Source organism: Dickeya fangzhongdai (assembly GCF_002812485.1).
Classification (GTDB): domain Bacteria; phylum Pseudomonadota; class Gammaproteobacteria; order Enterobacterales; family Enterobacteriaceae; genus Dickeya; species Dickeya fangzhongdai.
In genome coordinates this window covers 1166419-1188205 of sequence record NZ_CP025003.1, presented here as the reverse complement: position 1 = coordinate 1188205, position 21787 = coordinate 1166419, and the positions used below count along the sequence as shown (strand labels likewise).

Here is a 21787-nt window from a genome sequence, read left to right as displayed (position 1 = left end):
GGTTATCACGGGTGGCGGCCGCGGTATAAGCAGCGCGATCGGCAAGGTGTGCAACCTTGCGGCCCGGCATCACAGGCCTGGCCGATCTATTGGCAGCATCAATTCCATTTCCCCGAGGTCCAGCATGAAAATAACCCTTTTTGGCGCAACCGGAAAAACCGGAAAATACCTGATTGATGAAGGCTTAAAACGCGGCATGGATATGACGGTCTTTGCCCGGACGAACAGCCCGTTTGAAAACGCCAACGTGCGCGTCGTACGTGGAGAACTCACCGACAGGGTGAGTCTAAGAGAAGCCATTTCGGGTTCAGACGCCGTGTTGTCAGCGCTCGGTCCAACCTCGCTAAAACACCCCAAAAACCTGCCGATTACCACGGCTATGGGCGCCATCACGTCGGTCATGATACAGGAAGGGGTAAAGCGCCTGATTGCCGTATCGACCGGCACCGCCCCGGATCCTGAGGACCGATTTGACCCCAAAATCAGGTATCCCGCATTGCTTATCAGGTTTCTCATGCCCCGTTCCTTTCAAGACATTATCGGGCTTGCGAACGCGATACGGGCTTCGGAACTGGACTGGACGATGGTCCGTGTGGCATTTCTGAAAAGCAGCCCCGCGTCCAACCGTCTACATGTCGGGCTGTATGGCCGCTCAACGCATACGCTGACCGTCTCTCGTCAAGACGTTGCCATATTCATGTTCGATCAACTCTCAAGCACCGAATTCGTTAATCAAGCCCCCGGAATCAGCTCACGATAAAGTGGGCTTCTGCCGGGGTCATCATGAATCATCCGAATCGGGGAGTCGGCCGCCCCAACGTCTATTGCAACCGGACGCCGTGAACCGGTATCCGGCCACGTTCTCCGGCTTCATCTGCTGGTGTGAAAACAACCATTATTGCGAAGCGTCAGGCAAACATTGCATCCAATTCACAAAAAGCAGCAAAGCCCCGGCCCCACTCAGTTATGATGAGTACAACGATGGTGAGTACAACTGTGGTAAATACAACGTGCTGATTAAAAAGGTTGTCTGCATCCGGTAGATAAGGCGCCGCTACGTTGGCTGCCTATTCCGGGCTGCGTCCGGGTGAACGACCGCCACACAACGATTACTTAATGCTTGTTGAAGTCTATGCATGCTGGATAGATTCAGCGTCTCACAGGGAGCTGGATCGCATCTGGGAAAACATGAAAAATAGGGATCAAAATGCCCCAATTGCCCCAAAACTGGCATCGTAATTTATAAGTGATTTATTTAAATGGAAAAAGAAGACATTAGCTTGCATACCCCCATGATGCAGCAGTACCTGAAGCTGAAAGCCCAGCATCCCGATATTCTGCTGTTTTACCGCATGGGCGACTTCTATGAGCTGTTTTATGGCGACGCCAAACGCGCCTCACAGTTGCTGGATATTTCGCTGACCAAGCGCGGCGCTTCCGCGGGGGAACCCATCCCGATGGCAGGCGTTCCTCACCATGCGGTGGAAAACTATCTGGCCAAACTGGTGCAGTTGGGCGAATCGGTGGCGATCTGCGAACAAATTGGCGACCCGGCCACCAGCAAAGGCCCGGTGGAGCGCAAAGTGGTGCGCATCGTCACCCCCGGCACCATCAGCGATGAAGCGCTCTTACAGGAAAAACAGGACAACCTGCTGGCCGCCGTCTGGCAGGAAGGCCGGGGATTCGGCTACGCCACGCTGGATATCAGCTCCGGCCGTTTCCGGCTGGCGGAGCCGGTTGACCGGGAAACCATGGCGGCGGAGCTGCAGCGCACCAATCCGGCGGAATTGCTCTATCCGGAAACCTTTGAAGCGATGTCCCTGATTGAGCATCGCCACGGGCTGCGCCGCCGTCCGTTGTGGGAGTTCGAACTGGACACCGCCCGCCAGCAGTTGAATCTGCAGTTTGGCACCCGCGACCTGACCGGTTTCGGCGTAGAACAGGCGCACCTGGGGCTGCGCGCCGCGGGTTGTCTGTTGCAATACGCCAAAGATACCCAGCGAACCTCGCTGCCGCATATCCGCGGCATCACCGTGGAACGCCAGCAGGACGGCATCATCATGGATGCGGCGACGCGCCGTAATCTGGAGCTGACGCAGAACCTGTCCGGCAGCGGTGAGAATACGCTGGCCTCGGTGCTGGACCGTACCGTTACCGCGATGGGCAGCCGCATGCTGAAACGCTGGCTGCACGCGCCGATTCGCGACGTTCAGGCGCTGCTGCGGCGTCAGCAGGCCATCGGCGCACTGCGGGATACGGCGGCCGAACTGCAGCCGTTTTTGCGCCAGGTGGGCGATCTGGAGCGTATTCTGGCGCGTCTGGCGCTGCGCTCGGCACGTCCGCGCGATCTGGCCCGGATGCGTCATGCCTTTCAACAGTTGCCGGACATTCACGCTCTGCTGGAAACGGTCAGCGCCGAAGCGGTACAACAATTGCGGACGCAAGTCGGCCATTTTGATGAGCTGCGCGACCTGCTGGAACACGCGGTGGTGGAAGCGCCGCCGGTATTGGTACGAGACGGCGGCGTCATCGCCAGCGGCTACAACGCCGAATTGGATGAGTGGCGCATGCTGGCCGATGGCGCCAGCGATTATCTGGAAAAACTGGAAATCCGCGAACGCGACCGGCTTGGCATCGACACGCTGAAGGTCGGTTTCAACGGCGTGCACGGTTACTACATTCAGGTCAGCCGTGGGCAGAGCCATCTGGTGCCGATGAACTATGTGCGCCGCCAGACGCTGAAAAATGCCGAGCGCTACATCATTCCCGAGCTGAAAGAATACGAAGACAAGGTACTGACCTCAAAAGGCAAGGCGCTGGCGCTGGAAAAAGCCCTGTACGAAGAATTGTTCGATCTGCTGCTGCCGCATCTGGCGGACCTGCAGCAAAGCGCCGGCGCGCTGGCGGAACTGGATGTTCTTACCAATCTGGCCGAACGCGCCGACACGCTGAACTACGTCTGCCCCACTATCAGCGACAAACCGGGGATCAAGATTACCGGCGGCCGCCATCCGGTGGTGGAACAAGTGCTGAGCGAGCCCTTTATCGCCAACCCGCTGTCGCTGTCGCCTCAGCGTCGGCTGCTGATCATCACCGGCCCCAACATGGGCGGGAAAAGCACCTATATGCGACAAGCGGCGCTGATTGTGCTGATGGCGCACATCGGCAGCTACGTCCCGGCCGAACAGGCGGTGATTGGCCCGGTCGACCGTATCTTCACCCGCGTCGGCGCCGCCGATGATCTGGCTTCCGGCCGTTCAACCTTCATGGTGGAAATGACGGAAACCGCCAACATTCTGCATAACGCCACCGAACACAGTCTGGTGTTGATGGATGAAATCGGGCGCGGTACATCCACTTACGACGGTCTGTCGCTGGCCTGGGCCTGCGCCGAAGCGCTGGCGAACAAAATCAAGGCGATGACCCTGTTCGCCACTCACTATTTCGAGCTCACCAACCTGCCGGAAAAAATGGAAGGCGTGATCAATATCCATCTCGACGCGCTGGAACATGGCGACACCATCGCCTTTATGCACAGCGTGCAGGAAGGCGCAGCCAGCAAGAGTTACGGACTGGCAGTAGCGGCGCTGGCCGGCGTGCCGAAAGAGGTCATCAAGCGGGCAAGACAAAAGCTGAAAGAACTGGAGTCACTGGCAGGTCATGCTTCGGCCAGCCACGTCGACGGCTCGCAACTCGCGTTGCTCACGCCGGAAGAACCGTCGCCGGCGCTGGACGCGCTGGAAGCCATCGACCCGGACACGCTGACGCCGCGTCAGGCGCTGGACTGGTTGTATAAACTGAAAGGAATGATGTAAAAGTGTTGAGCGGAGAACAACGGCTTTCAGGTTCTCCGCTCACGCTATCTCTGTCCGCCCGAGGCTCAAGGCTACATCACAGCGCCACAGGATAGGCAATCACGCGGGAATACGAGTAATAGCTCACGTGCACGGCAGTGATTCCCGGCTCCATCGCAATGGAAAATACATGCCCACCCGGTTGCTTCGTCATATAACGCTCAACCGCAGCCGTTATCGCGCGCATATCACGACCGGGAAGCAGGCTCAGACATGCGGGCTCTACCGGCTTATCCTGCTTATCCACGGCAAGCAGCCGGTAACGCTGAGCGGCGGCGCCCAACGGCTGGCCGTCATCGCCCAAGGCTTCAAGGCCATTGTTTAACGGGCGGAAATAGCGTTTCTCGCCATAGTTATCGGTCAGTACCAGCCGTTCGGCGGTACGGCTCCAGCGGCCCGATTCCGCAACGGTGGTGTTACCGTCAGTCCCGGACGGGTAGCTCTCCTGCATGACAAAACTGCCGTCCGTATTCAAAAACAGTGACGTATCCATCTCGCCGCACGCGCCACAAGGCAACTTACCGCGATAATATTGCGCCATCGGGCGTAATGGCTCTTCCTGAATCTGGGGGCGGGAATGGCACCCCATCAACCCCGATAATAAAAGAACAAGCATCACCCCTGTCGCCAGTTTTTTCATCCTTATTCTCCTGCTGTGTTGTGCTGGCATGCTGTCAGATCATCCTTAACCTTGGGCAATTTGCCAGCTACTGAACGACAATTCCAGATTATTCTGATCGTCAGACAGCCAGATAGTTCCTTCCTGCAACGTAGCCTGTAATGTCATGGAACGTTTCGCCAGGGCAGCCAGGCTCGCCAGTTGCTGATCATCGAGAAAATACACCGTCAGATTGGACAGAGACGCCGCCTTGTCGGCCATGTTTTGCCACCATACTCGGGCAGCGCGCTCGCCATAGGCATACAGCACCACGTCGGGCGACAGACTACAGGCTTTTTTCAGGCGTTTTTCATCAGGCAGGCCCAGTTCAATCCATAACATCAGTTGACCGTCGTCGCTATGTTGCCAGATTTCCGGCTCGTCATCCGCGCTCAATCCCTTGGTGAAACGCAACCGATCATCGGCATGGCAGATCCACGCCAGCAGTCGCAGCATCATGCGCTGGTCGGTTTCGGAAGGGTGCTGGGCCAGCGTCAGGCTGACATCCTGGAAGAACGCGCGATCCATATCGGCGATGTTGACGTTGGCTTTGTAAACCGTTGCTTTTAAGGCCATTCTCTACCCCTAATTACAGAGCCGTTAGTCTACCCCAGCTGCGACGTACATCACAGTCACATGCGCGTTATGGGCGGTAACAGCAGAATTATGCTGTTGCATTATGCTGATAACCTACCGGGGCCTATGCTATAGTCGGAAAGAAGATGAGAGTTTATCTTCGTAGACTTACATTGCAGTCACCATAACAATGAAGGATGCATGAATCTCTACCGGGTTAAGCTCTAAGAGAGGATATTATGCAACAATACAGTGAATTAGTGCGCCGTCTGTACGCGGAGATCGCCAGTGGCGATCTGGGGTTTATACCCGACGCGCTGGGTTGTGTGTTGAAAACCCTGGATGGCATCGCGACAAACAGCGAATTACCATCCTCTGTCAGGGAACAGGCGGCTTATGCCGCCGCTAACTTATTGGTGAGCGATTATGTCAATGAGTAATGAATATCAACCCATCAATTGTGATGACTACGATAACCTGGAAGCCACCTGCCAGCAGCATCTGACGCTGACGGTTGAACTGCGCACTGGCGAGGTCGTGGTCGGTAAAGCCAGTGATATGATCTCTCGAAAAAATATCGAATATCTGGTGATTGAAGAGTCGGGTCAGAAACGCGAGCTCCGTCTCGACCATATCCTCAGCTTCAGTCACCCCGAAATTGGTAAAGTGGTGGTCAGCGAGCCCTGACAGCCCTTTTCGTCTACAGCAACGGACAACGCGGGTTGTCCGTTTTTATTTCAGCCCACGCCAGTCGATAAACCATCCGCTCTCATCCACCGTCGCCTGTCCTTCACGGGTCACAAATCGCCCGACCGCCGCAATCAACTGGTCGTTATAGAAAATCAGCGGCGTGCGTTCCCGCAGCCACGGCGGCACGTCCAGCTCCTGCCATAATTTCTTGATAGGGCGGCCGTGAGCACGCCCGACTATCTGCACATACCCCTGAAAACCGAAACGCACGGTGACGACTTCGTCATGGCGCGGCTGCCGCATCCAGGTTCCCTGCGTCGATACCCGCAGTTGCCCGAGGTTATCCGGCAACGGCAAGGGCGCGGCCGCTGGCTGCCACGGCAGCACATATTCGGTTACCGGCGTCATCGCCGGCAGCAGATACAAGTAGTGGCGAAACCGCCTGACCTGCCACGAACCGAGTTGCAGGCAAGGGTTGGCATCGTCACGGCTGGTCGCCACCTCTTCCCACAATCGCGTCAGTTGTTCGCGGGACGGCATACGCGCGCCCTGCTCCGCCAGCCAACGACGCAATAAAGCGAACCGCCGTGCGGTGCTCATTGGCGTCAACGCCGCCACGCTCAACGCACCATCGGCATTGCGCAGCGTCGCCAGCGACTCAGCCAGCAGTTCATCCAGCAGTTGTTCCTGTTCCGCGCACAGTTCTGCGCTGCGCGCCACCGCTGAAGGGAAATGAGGCCAACGCCGTTTCAGCAACGGCAACACCTGTCGGCGCAGAAAATTGCGGTCGTAGCGCTCATCGGCGTTGCTGTCATCCTCCACCCACGTCAACTGGTACGCGTTGGCATAAGCCTCCAGTTGTTCGCGGGCTATCCCCAGCAGCGGGCGTTGCAGCCGAACGCCGTTTGGTTGCGCGGTCGCCGCCATCGACGCCAGTCCGGCAGGCCCGCTGCCGCGTTTAAGCGCCAGCAGGAACGTCTCGCTCTGGTCATCCTGATGTTGGGCCGTCAGCAGCGTTTCCCCGTCATGCAAATGCTGTTGCAACGCCTGATAACGCGCGGACCGCGCAGCGGCTTCAACGCCGCCGTCGCGGGCATCCACCTGAACCTGCAACACATCGAACGGCACCTGCCAGCGCAGGCACTGGGCGCGGCAATGTTCAGCCCACGCATCGGCATGCGCGCTCAGGCCGTGATGCACATACACCGCCCGCAGAGGCAATTCCTGTAAAGACAATTCCTGTAAAGACAATACCGGTAAAGACGATACACGCCGTCGGCGTAAACGCATCATCAAATGCAGCAGCACGCTGGAGTCCAGCCCGCCGCTGTAGGCCACCAGATAGTGCCCATCGGCCGCAATCTGCGCGTCAATCGCCGTCAGCAGTTCGGGGAAAATATCGGTATCAGCGTTCATACAACTCAAGCGGCAATCCGTCCGGATCGGCAAAGAAGGTAAAACGGCGGCCGGTATACTCGTCTGTCCGCACCGGCTCGCAGTCCACCCCCGCCTCGTTCAGCGCAATGACCGCCTGTTCGATATCGTCAACCGCAAACGCCAGATGACGCAGCCCGCAGGCTTCCGGTCGGCTGACGCGTGCCGGCGGCGAAGGGAATGAAAACAGTTCGATCAGATAAGCGCCGTTAAGCGCCAGATCGCCTTTCCAGGAGTCACGGGCCGCCCGGTAGACCTCCTGTTGCAGCGTAAAACCGAGCACGTCGCAATAGAAACGCTTACTGCGCTCATAATCCGAGGCAATAATCGCGATATGGTGAACATTCAGCAATGTCAGCATAAGAGTGGTTCCCCTGAATGGCGCGCCACCACGCTCGCCGATGCCATGTCATGGTTGAGGAGAAAATGCGGGTCGAACAATAAGCCGCCGCGGTGATGGCACGTCGCGTAACACCGTTATCAGCATAACAAAAAGTCCGCGATCGTTCCCAATCGCGGACTTGTTTGATGCATAGCGAGGTAAATCAGCAGTAGCCGTAATTCATCAAACGCTGGTAACGGCGGTTCAGCAATTCCTGTTCGCTCAGCGTATCCAGTTCGTTCAGGTCAGACAGCAACTGTGATTTCAGCGATGCGGCCATTGCTGCTACATCACGATGGGCTGAGCCCAGCGGTTCCGGAATCACCGAGTCAATCAGCTTCAGCTCTTTCAGACGCGGTGCGGTAATCCCCATCGCTTCCGCAGCCAGCGGCGCTTTGTCGGCGCTTTTCCACAGAATCGAGGCGCAGCCTTCCGGCGAAATAACTGAATAGGTGCTGTACTGCAGCATGTTCACCTTGTCGCCGACACCGATAGCCAGCGCGCCGCCGGAGCCGCCTTCGCCAATCACCGTACAGACGATCGGTACACGCAGGCTGGACATTTCGCGCAGGTTGCGGGCGATCGCTTCAGACTGGCCGCGCTCTTCCGCCCCTACGCCCGGATATGCGCCCGGGGTGTCGATAAAGGTGATGATCGGCATTTTGAAACGTTCAGCCGTCTCCATCAGACGCAGCGCCTTGCGGTAACCTTCCGGCGCCGGCATCCCGAAATTGCGACGGATTTTTTCTTTGGTTTCGCGGCCTTTCTGATGACCAATAATCATCACCGGACGCCCGTCAAGACGGGCGATGCCCCCGACGATTGCCTTGTCATCGGCATAGGCGCGATCGCCGGCCAGTTCGTCAAAGTCGGAGAAAATGTGCTGAACGTAGTCCAGGGTATAAGGACGCTGTGGATGGCGCGCCAGTTGGGCAATCTGCCAGGCGCCCAGATCGGCGAAGATTTTGCGCGTCAGCTCTACGCTCTTTTCACGCAGACGCTTAACTTCTTCATCCAGATTAATATCCAATTTTTCATCTTGGCGGCTGACTGCGGTCAGGGAATCAATCTTTGCTTCCAACTCTGCAATCGGCTGCTCAAAATCAAGAAAATTCAGACTCATAGTATTCCTATTTTAGTCAAATTCCAGTTCTACCTGTTCATTACCAACCAGGGTACGTAAATCATTCAGCAACCCATCGGTGGGCGTGATACGCCATGCCGCACCGAAACGTAGCCGGGCACGCGCGTCCTGGCGCTGGTAGTAGAGATGCACCGGAATCGTCCCCGATCGATGGGGTTCCAACGACTGACGGAGACGGTTTAACAACTGGTCATCAATTTGCCTGTCAGTCAGCGAGATAGCAAGCCCGCGCGCGTATTTTTCCCGCGCTTCGCTGATATCCATTAGCTCTCTGACCGTCATTTTAAGTCCGCCGCTGAAGTCATCAAAGCTGACCTGTCCGCTGGCAATCAAAATGCGATCCTGCTCCAGCAGGTGCTGATATTTTTCCAGCGCGTCGGTAAACAGCATCACTTCCAGACGACCGGAACGATCATCCAGCGTACAGACGCCAATACGGTTGCCCCGTTTGGTCACCATCACCCGGGCGGCGAGCACCAACCCGACGGCAGTGGTCATTTTTCCCCGCTCCGTGGGATGCATGTCTTTTAAACGCACGCCTCCCGCGTAGCGTTCAATTTCCTTCAGATACTGATTGATGGGGTGTCCGGTCAGGTACAACCCCAATGTTTCCCTTTCGCCGTCCAGCACCACCTGTTCCGGCCACGGCGGCACCGTGCTGTAGGATTGCTCCACCTGCTCAGGCGTTTCCGCCAGCACCCCGAACATATCCGCCTGACCGATAGCCTCCGCTTTCGCGTGCTGTTCCGCCGACTTCATGGCATCCGCCAGCGAATTCATCAACGCCGCCCGGTGCGGCCCCAGCCGGTCAAACGCGCCGGACATAATCAGCTTTTCCAGCACCCGCCGGTTCAGCTTTTTGATATCGGTACGGGCGCAGAGATCAAACAAATCGCGGAAATAACCATCGTTATTACGCGCTTCAATGATGGCTTCGATCGGCCCTTCACCCACGCCTTTGATGGCGCCGATGCCGTAGACGATCTCGCCGTCATCGTTGACGTGAAAATGGTACAGACCGCTGTTGATGTCCGGCGGCAGGATCTTCAGCCCCATACGCCAGCATTCATCCACCAATCCGACGATCTTGTCGGTGTTGTCCATATCCGCGGTCATCACCGCCGCCATGAACTCCGCCGGATAATGGGCCTTCAGCCATAACGTTTGATACGATACCAGCGCGTAGGCGGCCGAATGCGACTTGTTGAAGCCGTAACCGGCGAACTTCTCCACCAGGTCAAAGATTTTCATCGACAGCTCGCCGTCGACGCCCATCTTCTCCGCGCCCTCTTTAAACACCGAGCGCTGCTTGGCCATCTCTTCGGGCTTTTTCTTACCCATCGCACGGCGCAGCATATCCGCGCCGCCGAGGGTATACCCTGCCAGCACCTGGGCAATCTGCATCACCTGTTCCTGATACAGGATAATACCATAGGTCGGTTCCAGCACCGGTTTCAGCGTCTCATGCTGCCACTGGATATCCGGGTAGGAAATCTCTTCACGCCCGTGTTTACGGTCGATAAAGTTATCCACCATGCCCGACTGCAGCGGCCCCGGACGGAACAGGGCCACCAGCGCGATCATATCCTCAAAGCAGTCCGGCTTGAGGCGTTTGATCAGGTCTTTCATGCCGCGCGATTCAAGCTGGAATACCGCTGTGGTTTCCGAGCGCTGCAGCATATCGAAACTTTTCTTATCGTCCAGCGGGATGGCGGCGATATCCACCGGCTCCAGCCCTTGTCTGGCGCGCCGGGCGTTGATCATCTCCAGCGCCCAGTTGATGATGGTCAGCGTGCGCAGGCCGAGGAAGTCGAATTTCACCAGACCGGCGTATTCCACGTCGCTTTTATCGAACTGGGTGACCGGGTGGTTGCCTTCCGGGTCGCAGTACAGCGGCGCAAAATCGGTAATTTTGGTAGGCGAAATCACCACGCCCCCGGCGTGCTTACCGGCGTTGCGGGTTACCCCTTCCAGTTTGCGCGCCATGTCGATCAGCGCCTTGACCTCTTCGTCCGCCTCGTAAATTTCGCCCAGCTGCGGTTCCGCGGCGAAGGCTTTCTCCAGCGTCATACCGGGGTCGGGCGGCACCAGTTTGGAAATGCGGTCGACAAAGCCGTACGGATGCCCCAGCACCCGGCCAACGTCGCGGATAACCGCTTTGGCAGCCATGGTACCGAAGGTGATGATTTGCGACACCGCGTCGCGGCCGTACATGTCCGCCACGTGATCAATCACCAGATCGCGTTTTTCCATGCAGAAGTCGACGTCAAAGTCAGGCATCGAAACACGCTCCGGGTTAAGGAAGCGTTCGAACAGCAGGTCAAACTCCAGCGGATCCAGATCGGTGATTTTCAGCGCATACGCCACCAGCGAGCCGGCGCCGGAGCCGCGTCCCGGCCCTACCGGCACGTCGTTGTCCTTCGACCACTGGATAAATTCCATTACGATCAGGAAGTAACCGGGAAAACCCATCTGGTTGATGACGTTGAGTTCGATTTCCAGACGTTCGTCGTATTCCGGGCGGCGCTGGGCGCGAACCTCTTCATCCGGGAACAGGAATTCCAGTCGTTCTTCCAACCCTTTTTTGGAGCACATCACCAAATAGTCTTCGGTCGACATGTCGCCGGTAGGGAATTGCGGCAGGAAATACTCGCCGAGCCGAATGGTGACATTACAGCGTTTGGCTATCTCTACGGTGTTGATGAGCGCTTCGGGGATATCGGCAAACAGCTCGCACATCTCCTCCTCGCTGCGCATGTACTGCTGCACGCTATAATTTCGGGGGCGTTTCGGGTCGTCCAGCGTGAAGCCGTCATGAATCGCCACGCGGATCTCATGGGCCTCGAAGTCATCCTGACTGATGAAGCAGACCTCGTTGGTGGCGACCACCGGCAAGCCATGCGCGGTCGCCAGCTCCACCGCCGCATGCAGGTAGCTTTCCTCATCCGGCCGACCGGTACGGATCAGCTCCAGATAAAACCGCTGCGGAAAATGCTGCTGATAAAAGGCGACGCTCTGTTCCACCAGCACCTGATTGCCGCGCAGCAGAAACTTGCCGATGTCGCCGTGGCGCCCGCCGGACAACAGCAACAACCCGGCCTGATACTCCACCAGCCATGCTCGATCAATCGTCGGCCCAGCGGCGCCGTACCCGCGCTGATAGGCGCGGGAAATCAACAGCGTCAGGTTCTGATAACCTTCGTTGTTCATCGCCAGAATGGTGAGGTGCGCCAGTTCGTCGCCCAGCTCTTCACTCTGCAGATAAAAATCCGCACCGATGATTGGCTTGATGCCGGCGCCGTGCGCGCCGCCATAGAATTTCACCAGCCCGCACAGGTTGGTAAAATCGGTGATCGCCAGCGCCGGCATCCCCAGCGCAGCCGCTTTTTTTACCAACGGGCCGGTTTTCGCCAGCCCATCGATCATGGAATAGTCACTGTGAACACGCAGGTGAACAAAACGTGGTTCGGCCATTTCCGGATCCCATAATCTCTTCAGTAACCCGCCTGGTGAACAACATCAGGCACATATGCGTTTTATGCGTTTGCGTTATGCCAGGCCCAGCGCCCGTTTGACCGGGGCGAAACTGCGCCTGTGATGAAGGGTGGCGCCCAGCGTCGCCAGCTTTTCAAGATGATACGCCGTAGGATACCCCTTGTGCTGCGCAAATCCATACTCAGGAAACTGCTGGTCCAGCACTTCCATTTCGCGATCTCGCGTCACTTTGGCCAGAATCGAGGCCGCGCTGATTTCCGCCACCCGGCTGTCGCCTTTGACCACCGCCTGCGACGGCATCGGCAACGATGGGCAGCGATTACCGTCGATCAGCACAAAATCCGGCGTGATGGGCAATCCGGCTACCGCGCGCTGCATCGCCAACATGGTGGCGTGCAGAATATTGAGCGTATCGATCTCTTCCGGTTCAGCGCGGCCAAGACTCCAGGCCAGCGCTTTTTCACGGATTTCGTCGTACAGCGCCACACGGCGCTTCTCGCTAAGCGTTTTGGAATCCGCCAGCCCGGCAATCGGCCGGTTGGGGTCCAGAATTACCGCCGCCGTAACCACCGCGCCCACCAGAGGGCCGCGGCCCACTTCATCCACACCGGCAATACAATGCGCCTGGGGATAAACAAAAACCTCACTCATGACCGCCACAGCTCCAGTACAGCCTGCGCCGCCTGCTCATCGGCGTCGCATCGAATCTGCTCATGCAGGTGCAAAAAGACCTGCTGCAATTGCTGCGCCGCTTCGCCGCCAGCCAGCCAGGGCTGCAGCGCCGCCGACAGTTTGTCAGGCGTGCAGTCATCCTGCAGCAATTCCCTGACCAGCTCGCGCCCGGCCAGCAAATTGGGCAACGACACCCACGGCGTTTTCACCAGTCGTTTCGCCAGCCAGAACGTGAACGGCTTCATCCGATATCCAACCACCATCGGACTCTTCGCCAGCATGCATTCCAGCGCGGCCGTACCGGACGCGAGCAGTGTGGCGTCGCTGGCGATCATCGCTTCACGCGCCTGCCCGTCCAGCAGGTGAACATCCATCTCTGGCGCAACCTCAGCTTTAATCTGTTCAAACTGTTCGCGGCGACGTTGGTTAACCATCGGCACCACGACTTCCAGCCCAGGATAGGTTTGCCGCAGCAATTGCGCCGTTTTCAGAAAATCGGCGCTCAGCATTTCCACTTCGGCGCTTCGGCTGCCGGGCAGTAGCGCCAGACAACGCGCATCCTCAGCCAGCCCCAGCGCACGCCGGGCCGCAGCTTTGTCCGGATGCAACGGCATCGCATCCGCCATGGTATGGCCGATAAAACGGCAAGGGACATTGAAACGATCGTAAAACGCTTTTTCGAACGGCAGAAACGCCAGCACCAGATTGGTGGCTTTACCGATTTTAAACACACGATTCTGCCGCCATGCCCACACCGACGGGCTGACATAGTGAATGGTTTTGATGCCATTCTGCTTGAGGCGGCCTTCCAGAGTAATGTTGAAATCGGGGGCGTCGATGCCGACAAACACATCCGGCTGCAATTCGCTGAAACGCTGCGTCAGGTCGCGGCGGATTTTCAGTAAGCGCGGCAGGCGCCCCAGCACCTCCACCACGCCCATCACCGCCAGCTCTTCCATCTCGTACCAGGCTTCGCAACCTTCCGCCTGCATACGCGGCCCGGCCACGCCGACAAAGCGGGCATCGGGCACGTGCGTTTTCAGCGCGCGGATCAGGCCTGCGCCAAGAATATCGCCGGAGGTTTCTCCGGCGACCAGTCCGATAGTCAGGGGACGCGGCGTCATAACTTAGCGAATAATGCCGCGCGTCGAGCGGGTAAAGAAATCAAGGTATGCCTGTACCGCCGGGTGCTCCGCCGCCAGCGCTTCGAGATCGGCTTTCACTTCGTCCAGCGTTCTGCCGCTGCGATAGATCAGCTTGTAAGCGTTGCGGATAGCATGCAGGGTTTCTTTTTCAAACCCACGGCGCTTCAGCCCTTCAATGTTGATGCCGAACGGCGTGGCGTGGTTGCCCTGCGCGATCAGATACGGCGGGACATCCTGCGCCACACCGGAGCAGCCGCCCACCATCACGTGCGCGCCAATTACGCAGAACTGATGCACCGCCGTCATGCCGCCAATGATCGCGAAATCATCAACGGAGACATGACCGCCCAGCGTGGCGTTGTTCGCCAGGATACAGCGATTGCCAATGACGCAATCGTGAGCGATATGCGTATTGATCATCAGCAGGTTATCATTACCGACTTTAGTCAACCCGCCGCCCTGCGCTGTGCCACGGTGAATGGTCACGCTTTCACGGATACGGTTACGGTCGCCCACTTCAACGCGAGTCGGCTCGCCTGCGTATTTCAGGTCCTGATTGACTTCACCAATCGTGACAAACTGATAGATTTCGTTATCACAACCAATCTTGGTGATACCGTTAATGACGACATGAGATTTCAGTACCGTACCCGCGCCGATTTCAACCTGCGCACCGATATGGCAGAACGGCCCAATATGCACACCGGCGCCGATAACAGCGCCGTCTTCAACAATCGAACTGGGGTGAATAAAGGCGGTTTGATCAATCACGAATCAGCCCTCCCGACGACGAGCGCACATCATTTCAGCTTCACAAGCAATTTCACCATCAACTTTGGCAACGCCCTTGAATCGCGCGATACCGCGGCGTTCCTTGAGGAACTCGACTTCCAGAATCATCTGATCGCCCGGCGCAACAGGACGTTTGAAACGCGCTTCGTCTACAGCGGCGAAATAGTACAGCTCGCCCGGTTCCAGTTTGCCCAGGCTCTTGAACGCCAGAATACCGGTAGCCTGAGCCATAGCTTCCAGAATCAGCACGCCGGGAAAAATCGGTTTACCAGGGAAATGCCCCTGAAAGAACGGCTCGTTAAAAGAGACATTTTTTACCGCGCGCAGGAATTTTCCTTTCTCAAAATCCAGTACACGATCCACCAGCAAGAACGGATAGCGGTGCGGTAGTAGATCCAGAATCTCTTCGATATGCAGAGTATGCGTGTCTGTATTCAAAATACTCTTCCTGTCAATAAAAACGATAGCATCAACAACACGGCCTGCACATTCCCCAACCAGGGAGGAACAACATGCAGGCCGCAAATAAAAATTGCGCACACGGCGCCAGTCTTGCGTCCAAAACGCAGGGTTGCAAATACGGGCGATTAACGCTCTTCGAGCTTACGCTCGACAGCTTTGAGCCGTTTGCTCATCTCGTCAATATTCATCACCAGCGCTGCAGTCTTACGCCAGACCTTGTTCGGCTGCAATGGGATACCGGAAGAATAAACGCCCGGCTCAGTGATAGGCCGCATGACCATCCCCATCCCTGTGACTGTAACCTTGTCGCAAATCTCCATGTGACCATTGATCACGCTGGCGCCACCAATCATGCAGTACCGGCCAATCTTCAGACTGCCCGCCATGATTACCCCGCCAGCAACCGCGGTATTGTCCCCAATCACAACGTTGTGTGCAATCTGACATTGGTTATCAATGATGACACCGTTACCAATAATGGTATCGTCCAGCGCGCCGCGATCGATGGTGGTACTGGCGCCAATCTCGACACGATCGCCGATGATGACCGTTCCCAGCTGGGGAATTTTGATCCAGTTACCGCGATCATTAGCGTAACCAAATCCATCCGAACCGATTACCGCGCCGGACTGAATCAGGCACTGTTCGCCCAATACGACGTTATGGTAAATCGTGACATTGGCCCATAACCGGGTTCCAGCCCCGATACGGGCATTCTTGCCGATAAAGCAGCCCGCGCCAACGATCGCGCCATTACCCAGTTCCACGCCGGATTCGATAACAGCATTCGCGCCCACCGAAACCCCATCTCCTAAACGCGCATCAGGAGCAATCACCGCGGAAGGTGCGATCCCCTGTGCAGGCGCCGGCGTTGTATCCATCAACTGCGCCATACGCGCATAGGCCAAATAAGGATTCTTTACTACCAGAGCGGCCTTGTCGCAAAACGGCAAATCGGCCTCTGTCAGCACCACGGCGGAAGCCTGAGTGCTGCTCAGTTGCTCGCGATAGCGGCTATCGGATAAAAACGTAATCTGTCCTGCCTGCGCTGAATGCATAGAAGCAACAGCGGTGATGACGATATCGCCATCACCGTGTAATTGTGCATCCAACTGTTGAGCCAAGGCGTCCAGTCGAATTGAAAACATGAATTATTTAACCTGTTTCAGCACATCTGCAGTAATGTCTTTCGCGTTGTCAGCATAGGCAACCGCGTTAGCGTCGATAACCACATCATAGCCCTGCTTAGTGGCAACCGCTTTGACCGCGTCCTGAATACGGCTCAGGATCTTGTTGCGCTCTTCCATCTGACGACGACGGTTGTCCTGATCGAACGCCTGAGCTTTGCTGGAGAATTGCTCGCGCTGGGCCATCACGTCGCTTTCCATTTTGGAGCGTTCGCTGGCTTTCATGGTAGAACCATCACGCTGCAGTTTCTGCATTTTTTCCTGCAGAGCACGTTCCATAGACTGCAGCTCAGAGGCGCGGCCTTTGAACTCGTTCTCCAGCTGTTTGCCCACTGCTTCACGCTGCGGCAGCTGTTGGAAGATGCTGGAAACATTGACAATCGCAATCTTGTCGGCAGCCTGGGCGCCGGCAGATACAGCCAGCGTTAAACCTAAACCTGCGGCATACAACCACTTTTTCACTTTGAAACTCCTCACCCTAAGTATTTCTGCGCTGATCGCGCTTATCGTAATCGCGACATCGGCGGCAAAGCTGTACACTCAAGCCGCCGCCGGATGCCGGTACATCTTCCTTTCAACCTCGAACACCAGGCAGTTCTGCTTACCAGGTCTTACCGATGTTAAACTGGAACTGCTCGGAGCGATCCCCATCGTATTTCTTAAACGGCTGGGCATACGAGAACACCAGCGGCCCCAGCGGCGACATCCATTGCACAGCAAGACCTGAAGACATACGAATATTACCAGGCGTACTGTAATCCGGCACGCCGGCCGCCAGCGTCTGAGCGGTGTTTTCCCAGTGAGTATCCCACACAGTACCGGCATCGACGAAGAAAGATGTACGGATAGAACTGGAGTACTTGTCGCTAATGAACGGCGTCGGCACGATCAGTTCCGCACTGGCGACCGCCATTGCGTTACCGCCCACCGCATCTCTCATTTTAGTGGAGTCGATGCTGCAAGACGACACGCTCTCTGAACCGCACCCGGTGTAGTAGGCCGCTTTCGGACCGATGGTATTGGAGCGGAAACCACGCACCGAACTAGAGCCGCCCGCAAAGAAGTTGTCGTAGAACGGCACTTCCTTACCACTCAGACCATCGGCATAACCGGCTTTGGTTCTCGCCATCAGCACCCAGTTGTGGTTTTCGCTGAGCGGGAAGTAACTCGCCGAATCGAAGGTCAGTTTATAGTATTCGTTGTCCGAACCCGGCACGGTCACCTTGGCGTTCAGGTTGGCGCGGTTGCCCGCTGTCGGGAAGTAACCGCGGTCAAGGTTATTGTAGGTCCAGCCAGACGTCAGGAAGAAGTCGTTGGCATCGAAACTGGCGCTCGACGTGGTACGTGGATCCGGATCCACGCCGGCTTTGTTCAGATAACGCCACATCGCCACCTGCGGCTTCATGTCCGACAGGGAGTTGTGTACATAATCAAGGCCGACGCGCAACGAGTTGTTTTCGTTGATCGGGAAGCCCAGCGTCGTGCCCGCACCGTAACTTTGGTTGGTGTAGTCGGACAGGTCCGCATCCAACGCTTTAAAGTTGTTGTAGAAAATACGGCCGCCGAGGCTGACGCCATCCACCGTGAAGTATGGATCGGTCATCGACAGTTCGACATAGGTCTGGTAGTCGTTGCGGGTACCGCTGATGCCAACCGAGTTACCGGTCCCCAGCCAGTTGTCCTGCTGGACGCCAGCCTGGAAGCTGATGCCGCTTTCAGTACCGAAACCGACACCGAAGTTAAGGCTACCGGTGTTACGCTCCTTGACCTTGTACACCACGTCTACCTGATCAGGCGTTCCCGGTACGCGCTGGGTCTCAACATCCACACTTTCGAAATAGCCAAGGCGGTTCAGTCGTTCTTTACCCTGCTGCACCAGATCGTTGCCGAGCCAGCCGCCTTCCATCTGACGCATTTCGCGGCGCAGTACGGAGTCTTTGGAAACATCGTTGCCGTCAAAGCGAATGCGGCGTACGGTGAAGCGGTTGCCGGCATCCACGTTGATGTTCAGGCGCACGGTCTTGTCGCTATCGTTGATTTCCGGCTGGGTCACCACGCGGGGATAGGCATAGCCATAACGTCCCAGCAGTTTTTTGATGTCCTCTTCCATCCGGGTCACTTTGGTGCCGTTATACAGCTCGCCCGGCTGGACGCGGGTCAAATCTTCGATTTCGGTGGCATGACCAACCAGATTACCGCGCACCACCACGCCGGAGAGCTTGTACTGATCGCCTTCGGTGATGTTGACGGTGATGTAGATGCCTTTCTTGTCAGGCGTCAGGCTGACCTGGGTGGAATCGATATTGAAGCGCGCATAACCGCGGTCGAGATAAAAACTGCGCAGGGTTTCCAGGTCGCCGGAAAGTTTCTGCTTCTCGTATTTGCGATCACCGACCACGTTCCACCACGGCACTTCGTCACGTAACTGGAAGCGGGAAATCAATTCATCAGAGCTGAAGGACTTGTTGCCGACGATGTTGATTTGCTGGATCTTGGCGGATACCCCTTCGGTAAACACCAGTTTGAGGTCGACGCGATTGCGGGGCAGCGGCGTCACGACGGCTTTCACCGTGGCGCTGTATTTACCTACGCTGTAGTAGAAATCTTCCAGTCCTTTTTCGATGTTGGACAAGGTGGTGCGGTCCAGCGCCTCACCGACGCGAACACCGGAGGCCTCAAGATTCTCTTTGAGCATCTCCTCTTTCACCGCCTTGTTGCCGGAGAAGGTCAGGCTGGCAATCGTCGGACGCTCCTTGACCTGAATCAGCAGTGAATCCCCATCGCGCAGGACACGGACATCTTCGAAGTTTCCGGTCGCAAACAAAGCCCGAATGGTGTTACCGATATCCTCGTCAGTGACGGAATCTCCCACCCGGACAGGCATGCTGAGCAATGCCGCACCGACGGCAACCCGCTGCAGGCCCTCGAAATGAATATCTTTCACTACGAACCCGTCTGCACCGTATACGGTGGCGCTGCTAAACAGCAGCGACGCTATGAGCAACTTTTTCATCGCCATCGTTGTTATGCGTTTTTCCTAACCTGTTCCACACCTAAAGGCGGGAGAAATCATTGAAAAGTGCGAGTCCCATTAACATCATCAGCAACACCGTGCCAATGCGATAGCTAACGTCCTGCACACGCTCGGAAACCGGTCCGCCCTTCAGCTTTTCAATCGCCAGAAAGAGCAGATGACCACCATCCAGTACTGGCAGCGGGAACAGATTGATAATCCCCAGGTTGACGCTGATCAACGCCAAAAACATCAGGTAATACACCAATCCGTAGTCTGCTGACATGCCTGCTCCCTGCGCGATGGAGATCGGGCCGCTCAGATTATTCAGCTTCACGTCACCGGTAATCAGCTTACCCAGCATACTGACTGTCAGTTTCATCAACAGCCAGGTTTTATTCCCGGCTTCATAGATGGCGCTGAACGGCCCATACTGGCGCACGGTCTTGTACTCATCAGGCAAAGGGGTGACTTTCGGCACTACACCGGCAAACCCTTCCAGCCGGTTCTTCCCCACCGTTTTGCTATCAGGCGTCAGAGCAACGGACAGCGAGTCACCGCCTCTTTCCACCTCCAGCGTAATCGGTTTGCCTGGGTTATCACGCACGGCAATGACAAACTGCTGCCAACGAGCCAACAGCTGACCATCGACTTTAACGATCCTGTCCCCGACTTGCAAACCCGCTTTTTCAGCCGCGGAACGCGGCTGAACCTGCGTCAGTACCGCTTCGACCTGCGGTCCTTTGGGCACAATCCCCAGCGATACCGCCGGATCCTGCCTTTCCGGATCGAAATGCCAGTCTTGCAGTTCAAGCCGCTTACTCTCGGTTCTGGCGACGCCCAGCGGCGCGGTTTCAATCACCACGTCAGGTTCGCCAATCTTGCCAATCAGGGCCAAACGCGCGCTATCCCAGTCAGGCGTTTCGATGCCATCAATCGACTTTAGTTCCATCCCCGGCGAAATTTGGGCCTGTGCGGCAATCGAACCGGGTAAAACCTCGCCAACCACCGGGCGGACGCCCGGCACGCCAATAATGAACACCAACCAATAGGCGATAACGGCGAAAATGAAGTTCGCGATCGGTCCGGCGCTGACAATCGCCGCCCGTTGCCAGACGGTCTTATGATTGAATGCCTGGTGCTCAAGCCCCGCAGGCACCTCATCGACCCGACCATCCAGCATTTTCACATAGCCGCCCAACGGAATCAGCGCGATCACATACTCGGTTCCCTGACGATCACGGCGACGCCACAGCGCCTTGCCGAAACCGATGGAGAAACGTTCGACGCGAACGCCGCAACGGCGGGCAACCCAGAAATGCCCAAATTCGTGCACGGTGATCAGCACACCGAGTGCGACGATAAATGCGGCCAGGCTCCAGAGAATATTCAGCATAAACAGACTCTACCTGTATTCCTAAACGGCCTTGAACAGCAGCAGCATCAGGCAGGCAAATACCGGAATGGCTGCGGTCAGGCTGTCAATACGATCCAGTACCCCACCGTGACCCGGAATCAGATGACTGCTGTCCTTGATGCCGGCCTCACGCTTGAACATGCTCTCAGTCAGATCGCCCAATACCGAAGCCAGCGTCGCTACTACGGAGCAAACCAGCAAGGTAAAGGTAGAAACAGACAATGGCGCATAGTGGCTAAACAGTAACGCAATCACCGCCGACGTTGCCAGCCCGCCGATAAATCCCTCCCAGGTTTTTCCCGGCGAGACTTTCGGCGCCAGCTTATGCCGGCCGAACAGTTTGCCAAACAGGTAGGCGCCGCTATCGGCGCCCCAAACCAGCACCATCACATACAGCAACCACCAGGCGCCGCTAAAAGGGTTGGTTTCATATTCGAACTGGCGCAGCGCCACCATCCCCCAGAAAAAAGGCACAATGGTCAACAGGCCGAAACACAGACGCAGTACGCGGGAATGACGCCACACCGCAGCGGAAGACGGATAAAACAGGACCATCAGCAACGCCACGCCCCACCAGGCAAGGGAGAGCCATAGCGAAAGGCAAACCGGTACAAGCGCAACGGAATAATGATAATCAGGCAGAGTCAGCAGCATCGCCGCCAGCACGAAACCGCAGGCGATGGAAAGCCAGATTCGCTGTGTGTAAGAAACCAGACCAGCCAGTTGACCCCACTCCCAGGCGGCCAGCATACAGACAGCCAGCGTTACCAGAGAGAAAACCAACGGCGGCAGGAAAAAAAGCGCCGCAATAACCAAAGGAATAAGAACCAGCGCAGTAATCAGGCGATACTTCAGCAAAAATACCC

At 56.7% G+C, this 21787-nt stretch carries 19 protein-coding genes; 4 read left to right on the top strand and 15 right to left on the bottom strand.

Features of this window, described 5'->3' with window-relative positions:
* The first annotated feature begins 124 nt into the window (after positions 1-124).
* Both CVE23_RS05500 and mutS read left to right on the top strand, forming a co-directional pair.
* Positions 125-760, top strand: coding sequence for an NAD(P)-dependent oxidoreductase (locus CVE23_RS05500; RefSeq protein ID WP_100849062.1), 636 nt, complete (start codon positions 125-127; stop codon positions 758-760).
* A gap of 499 nt (positions 761-1259) precedes the next feature.
* Positions 1260-3815, top strand: a complete 2556-nt coding sequence (mutS, locus tag CVE23_RS05495; RefSeq protein ID WP_188726079.1) for a DNA mismatch repair protein MutS — start codon at positions 1260-1262, stop codon at positions 3813-3815.
* A 76-nt stretch (positions 3816-3891) separates the two neighbouring features.
* Here mutS and CVE23_RS05490 read toward each other — a convergent pair whose 3' ends face one another.
* Positions 3892-4494, bottom strand: coding sequence for a copper resistance protein NlpE N-terminal domain-containing protein (locus CVE23_RS05490; protein WP_038918098.1), 603 nt, complete (start codon positions 4492-4494; stop codon positions 3892-3894).
* A gap of 45 nt (positions 4495-4539) precedes the next feature.
* Entirely contained in the window at positions 4540-5088 is a 549-nt protein-coding gene (locus CVE23_RS05485) for a YaeQ family protein (protein WP_038918097.1), read from the bottom strand.
* Between the two features lie 239 nt (positions 5089-5327).
* Here CVE23_RS05485 and CVE23_RS05480 point away from each other — a divergent pair, with 239 nt between their 5' ends.
* Positions 5328-5528, top strand: coding sequence for a YaeP family protein (locus CVE23_RS05480; RefSeq protein ID WP_013316770.1), 201 nt, complete (start codon positions 5328-5330; stop codon positions 5526-5528).
* Positions 5515-5775 (top strand): Rho-binding antiterminator, encoded by a 261-nt coding sequence (rof, locus tag CVE23_RS05475; protein ID WP_038661467.1) that lies wholly within the window; start codon positions 5515-5517, stop codon positions 5773-5775. The genes CVE23_RS05480 and rof overlap by 14 nt, the downstream gene beginning before the upstream one ends.
* A gap of 45 nt (positions 5776-5820) precedes the next feature.
* Here rof and tilS read toward each other — a convergent pair whose 3' ends face one another.
* The 13 genes from tilS to cdsA form a co-directional block, all read right to left on the bottom strand.
* Positions 5821-7194 (bottom strand): tRNA lysidine(34) synthetase TilS, encoded by a 1374-nt coding sequence (tilS, locus tag CVE23_RS05470; RefSeq protein ID WP_100849061.1) that lies wholly within the window; start codon positions 7192-7194, stop codon positions 5821-5823.
* The gene (locus tag CVE23_RS05465) at positions 7184-7573 is read right to left on the bottom strand and encodes a VOC family protein (RefSeq protein ID WP_100849060.1); all 390 of its coding nucleotides are present in this window, start codon (positions 7571-7573) and stop codon (positions 7184-7186) included. Before CVE23_RS05465 ends, tilS begins: the two co-directional genes overlap by 11 nt.
* A 184-nt stretch (positions 7574-7757) precedes the next feature.
* Positions 7758-8717 (bottom strand): acetyl-CoA carboxylase carboxyl transferase subunit alpha, encoded by a 960-nt coding sequence (gene accA / locus CVE23_RS05460; RefSeq protein WP_038661476.1) that lies wholly within the window; start codon positions 8715-8717, stop codon positions 7758-7760.
* A gap of 12 nt (positions 8718-8729) precedes the next feature.
* Positions 8730-12212 (bottom strand): DNA polymerase III subunit alpha, encoded by a 3483-nt coding sequence (gene dnaE / locus CVE23_RS05455; RefSeq protein ID WP_100849059.1) that lies wholly within the window; start codon positions 12210-12212, stop codon positions 8730-8732.
* A 75-nt stretch (positions 12213-12287) separates the two neighbouring features.
* Positions 12288-12884, bottom strand: a complete 597-nt coding sequence (gene rnhB / locus CVE23_RS05450; RefSeq protein WP_038918091.1) for a ribonuclease HII — start codon at positions 12882-12884, stop codon at positions 12288-12290.
* Entirely contained in the window at positions 12881-14029 is a 1149-nt protein-coding gene (gene lpxB / locus CVE23_RS05445; protein WP_100849058.1) for a lipid-A-disaccharide synthase, read from the bottom strand. The genes rnhB and lpxB overlap by 4 nt, the downstream gene beginning before the upstream one ends.
* A 3-nt stretch (positions 14030-14032) precedes the next feature.
* The gene (gene lpxA / locus CVE23_RS05440; RefSeq protein ID WP_038661490.1) at positions 14033-14821 is read right to left on the bottom strand and encodes an acyl-ACP--UDP-N-acetylglucosamine O-acyltransferase; all 789 of its coding nucleotides are present in this window, start codon (positions 14819-14821) and stop codon (positions 14033-14035) included.
* Between the two features lie 3 nt (positions 14822-14824).
* Positions 14825-15280: a 3-hydroxyacyl-ACP dehydratase FabZ gene (gene fabZ / locus CVE23_RS05435; RefSeq protein WP_013316761.1), complete on the bottom strand. Its 456-nt coding sequence runs from the start codon at positions 15278-15280 to the stop codon at positions 14825-14827.
* A 149-nt stretch (positions 15281-15429) separates the two neighbouring features.
* The gene (gene lpxD / locus CVE23_RS05430; protein WP_038918089.1) at positions 15430-16452 is read right to left on the bottom strand and encodes a UDP-3-O-(3-hydroxymyristoyl)glucosamine N-acyltransferase; all 1023 of its coding nucleotides are present in this window, start codon (positions 16450-16452) and stop codon (positions 15430-15432) included.
* A gap of 3 nt (positions 16453-16455) precedes the next feature.
* Positions 16456-16953, bottom strand: a complete 498-nt coding sequence (gene skp / locus CVE23_RS05425) for a molecular chaperone Skp (protein WP_024104884.1) — start codon at positions 16951-16953, stop codon at positions 16456-16458.
* Positions 16954-17092: 139 nt separating this feature from the next.
* Positions 17093-19510 carry an outer membrane protein assembly factor BamA gene (gene bamA, locus CVE23_RS05420; protein ID WP_038918088.1) on the bottom strand — a complete coding sequence of 806 codons (2418 nt, stop codon included), beginning with the start codon at positions 19508-19510 and terminating at the stop codon, positions 17093-17095.
* A 34-nt stretch (positions 19511-19544) separates the two neighbouring features.
* Complete coding sequence (rseP, locus tag CVE23_RS05415; RefSeq protein ID WP_038918087.1) at positions 19545-20900, bottom strand: sigma E protease regulator RseP; 1356 nt, start codon at positions 20898-20900, stop codon at positions 19545-19547.
* A gap of 21 nt (positions 20901-20921) precedes the next feature.
* Positions 20922-21779, bottom strand: coding sequence for a phosphatidate cytidylyltransferase (gene cdsA / locus CVE23_RS05410; RefSeq protein ID WP_038918086.1), 858 nt, complete (start codon positions 21777-21779; stop codon positions 20922-20924).
* Between the last annotated feature and the right edge of the window lie 8 nt (positions 21780-21787).

Bases quoted from the DNA above. Each gene is read 5' to 3' on its own strand.
- dnaE (WP_100849059.1), bottom strand. From the start codon at position 12,212: ATGGCCGAACCACGTTTTGTTCACCTGCGTGTTCACAGTGACTATTCC.
- CVE23_RS05500 (WP_100849062.1), top strand. From the start codon at position 125: ATGAAAATAACCCTTTTTGGCGCAACCGGAAAAACCGGAAAATACCTG.
- tilS (WP_100849061.1), bottom strand. From the start codon at position 7,194: ATGAACGCTGATACCGATATTTTCCCCGAACTGCTGACGGCGATTGAC.
- rseP (WP_038918087.1), bottom strand. From the start codon at position 20,900: ATGCTGAATATTCTCTGGAGCCTGGCCGCATTTATCGTCGCACTCGGT.
- CVE23_RS05490 (WP_038918098.1), bottom strand. From the start codon at position 4,494: ATGAAAAAACTGGCGACAGGGGTGATGCTTGTTCTTTTATTATCGGGG.
- mutS (WP_188726079.1), top strand. From the start codon at position 1,260: ATGGAAAAAGAAGACATTAGCTTGCATACCCCCATGATGCAGCAGTAC.
- CVE23_RS05465 (WP_100849060.1), bottom strand. From the start codon at position 7,573: ATGCTGACATTGCTGAATGTTCACCATATCGCGATTATTGCCTCGGAT.
- CVE23_RS05485 (WP_038918097.1), bottom strand. From the start codon at position 5,088: ATGGCCTTAAAAGCAACGGTTTACAAAGCCAACGTCAACATCGCCGAT.
- bamA (WP_038918088.1), bottom strand. From the start codon at position 19,510: ATGGCGATGAAAAAGTTGCTCATAGCGTCGCTGCTGTTTAGCAGCGCC.
- rnhB (WP_038918091.1), bottom strand. From the start codon at position 12,884: ATGAGTGAGGTTTTTGTTTATCCCCAGGCGCATTGTATTGCCGGTGTG.
- lpxB (WP_100849058.1), bottom strand. From the start codon at position 14,029: ATGACGCCGCGTCCCCTGACTATCGGACTGGTCGCCGGAGAAACCTCC.
- rof (WP_038661467.1), top strand. From the start codon at position 5,515: ATGTCAATGAGTAATGAATATCAACCCATCAATTGTGATGACTACGAT.
- CVE23_RS05480 (WP_013316770.1), top strand. From the start codon at position 5,328: ATGCAACAATACAGTGAATTAGTGCGCCGTCTGTACGCGGAGATCGCC.
- lpxD (WP_038918089.1), bottom strand. From the start codon at position 16,452: ATGTTTTCAATTCGACTGGACGCCTTGGCTCAACAGTTGGATGCACAA.
- accA (WP_038661476.1), bottom strand. From the start codon at position 8,717: ATGAGTCTGAATTTTCTTGATTTTGAGCAGCCGATTGCAGAGTTGGAA.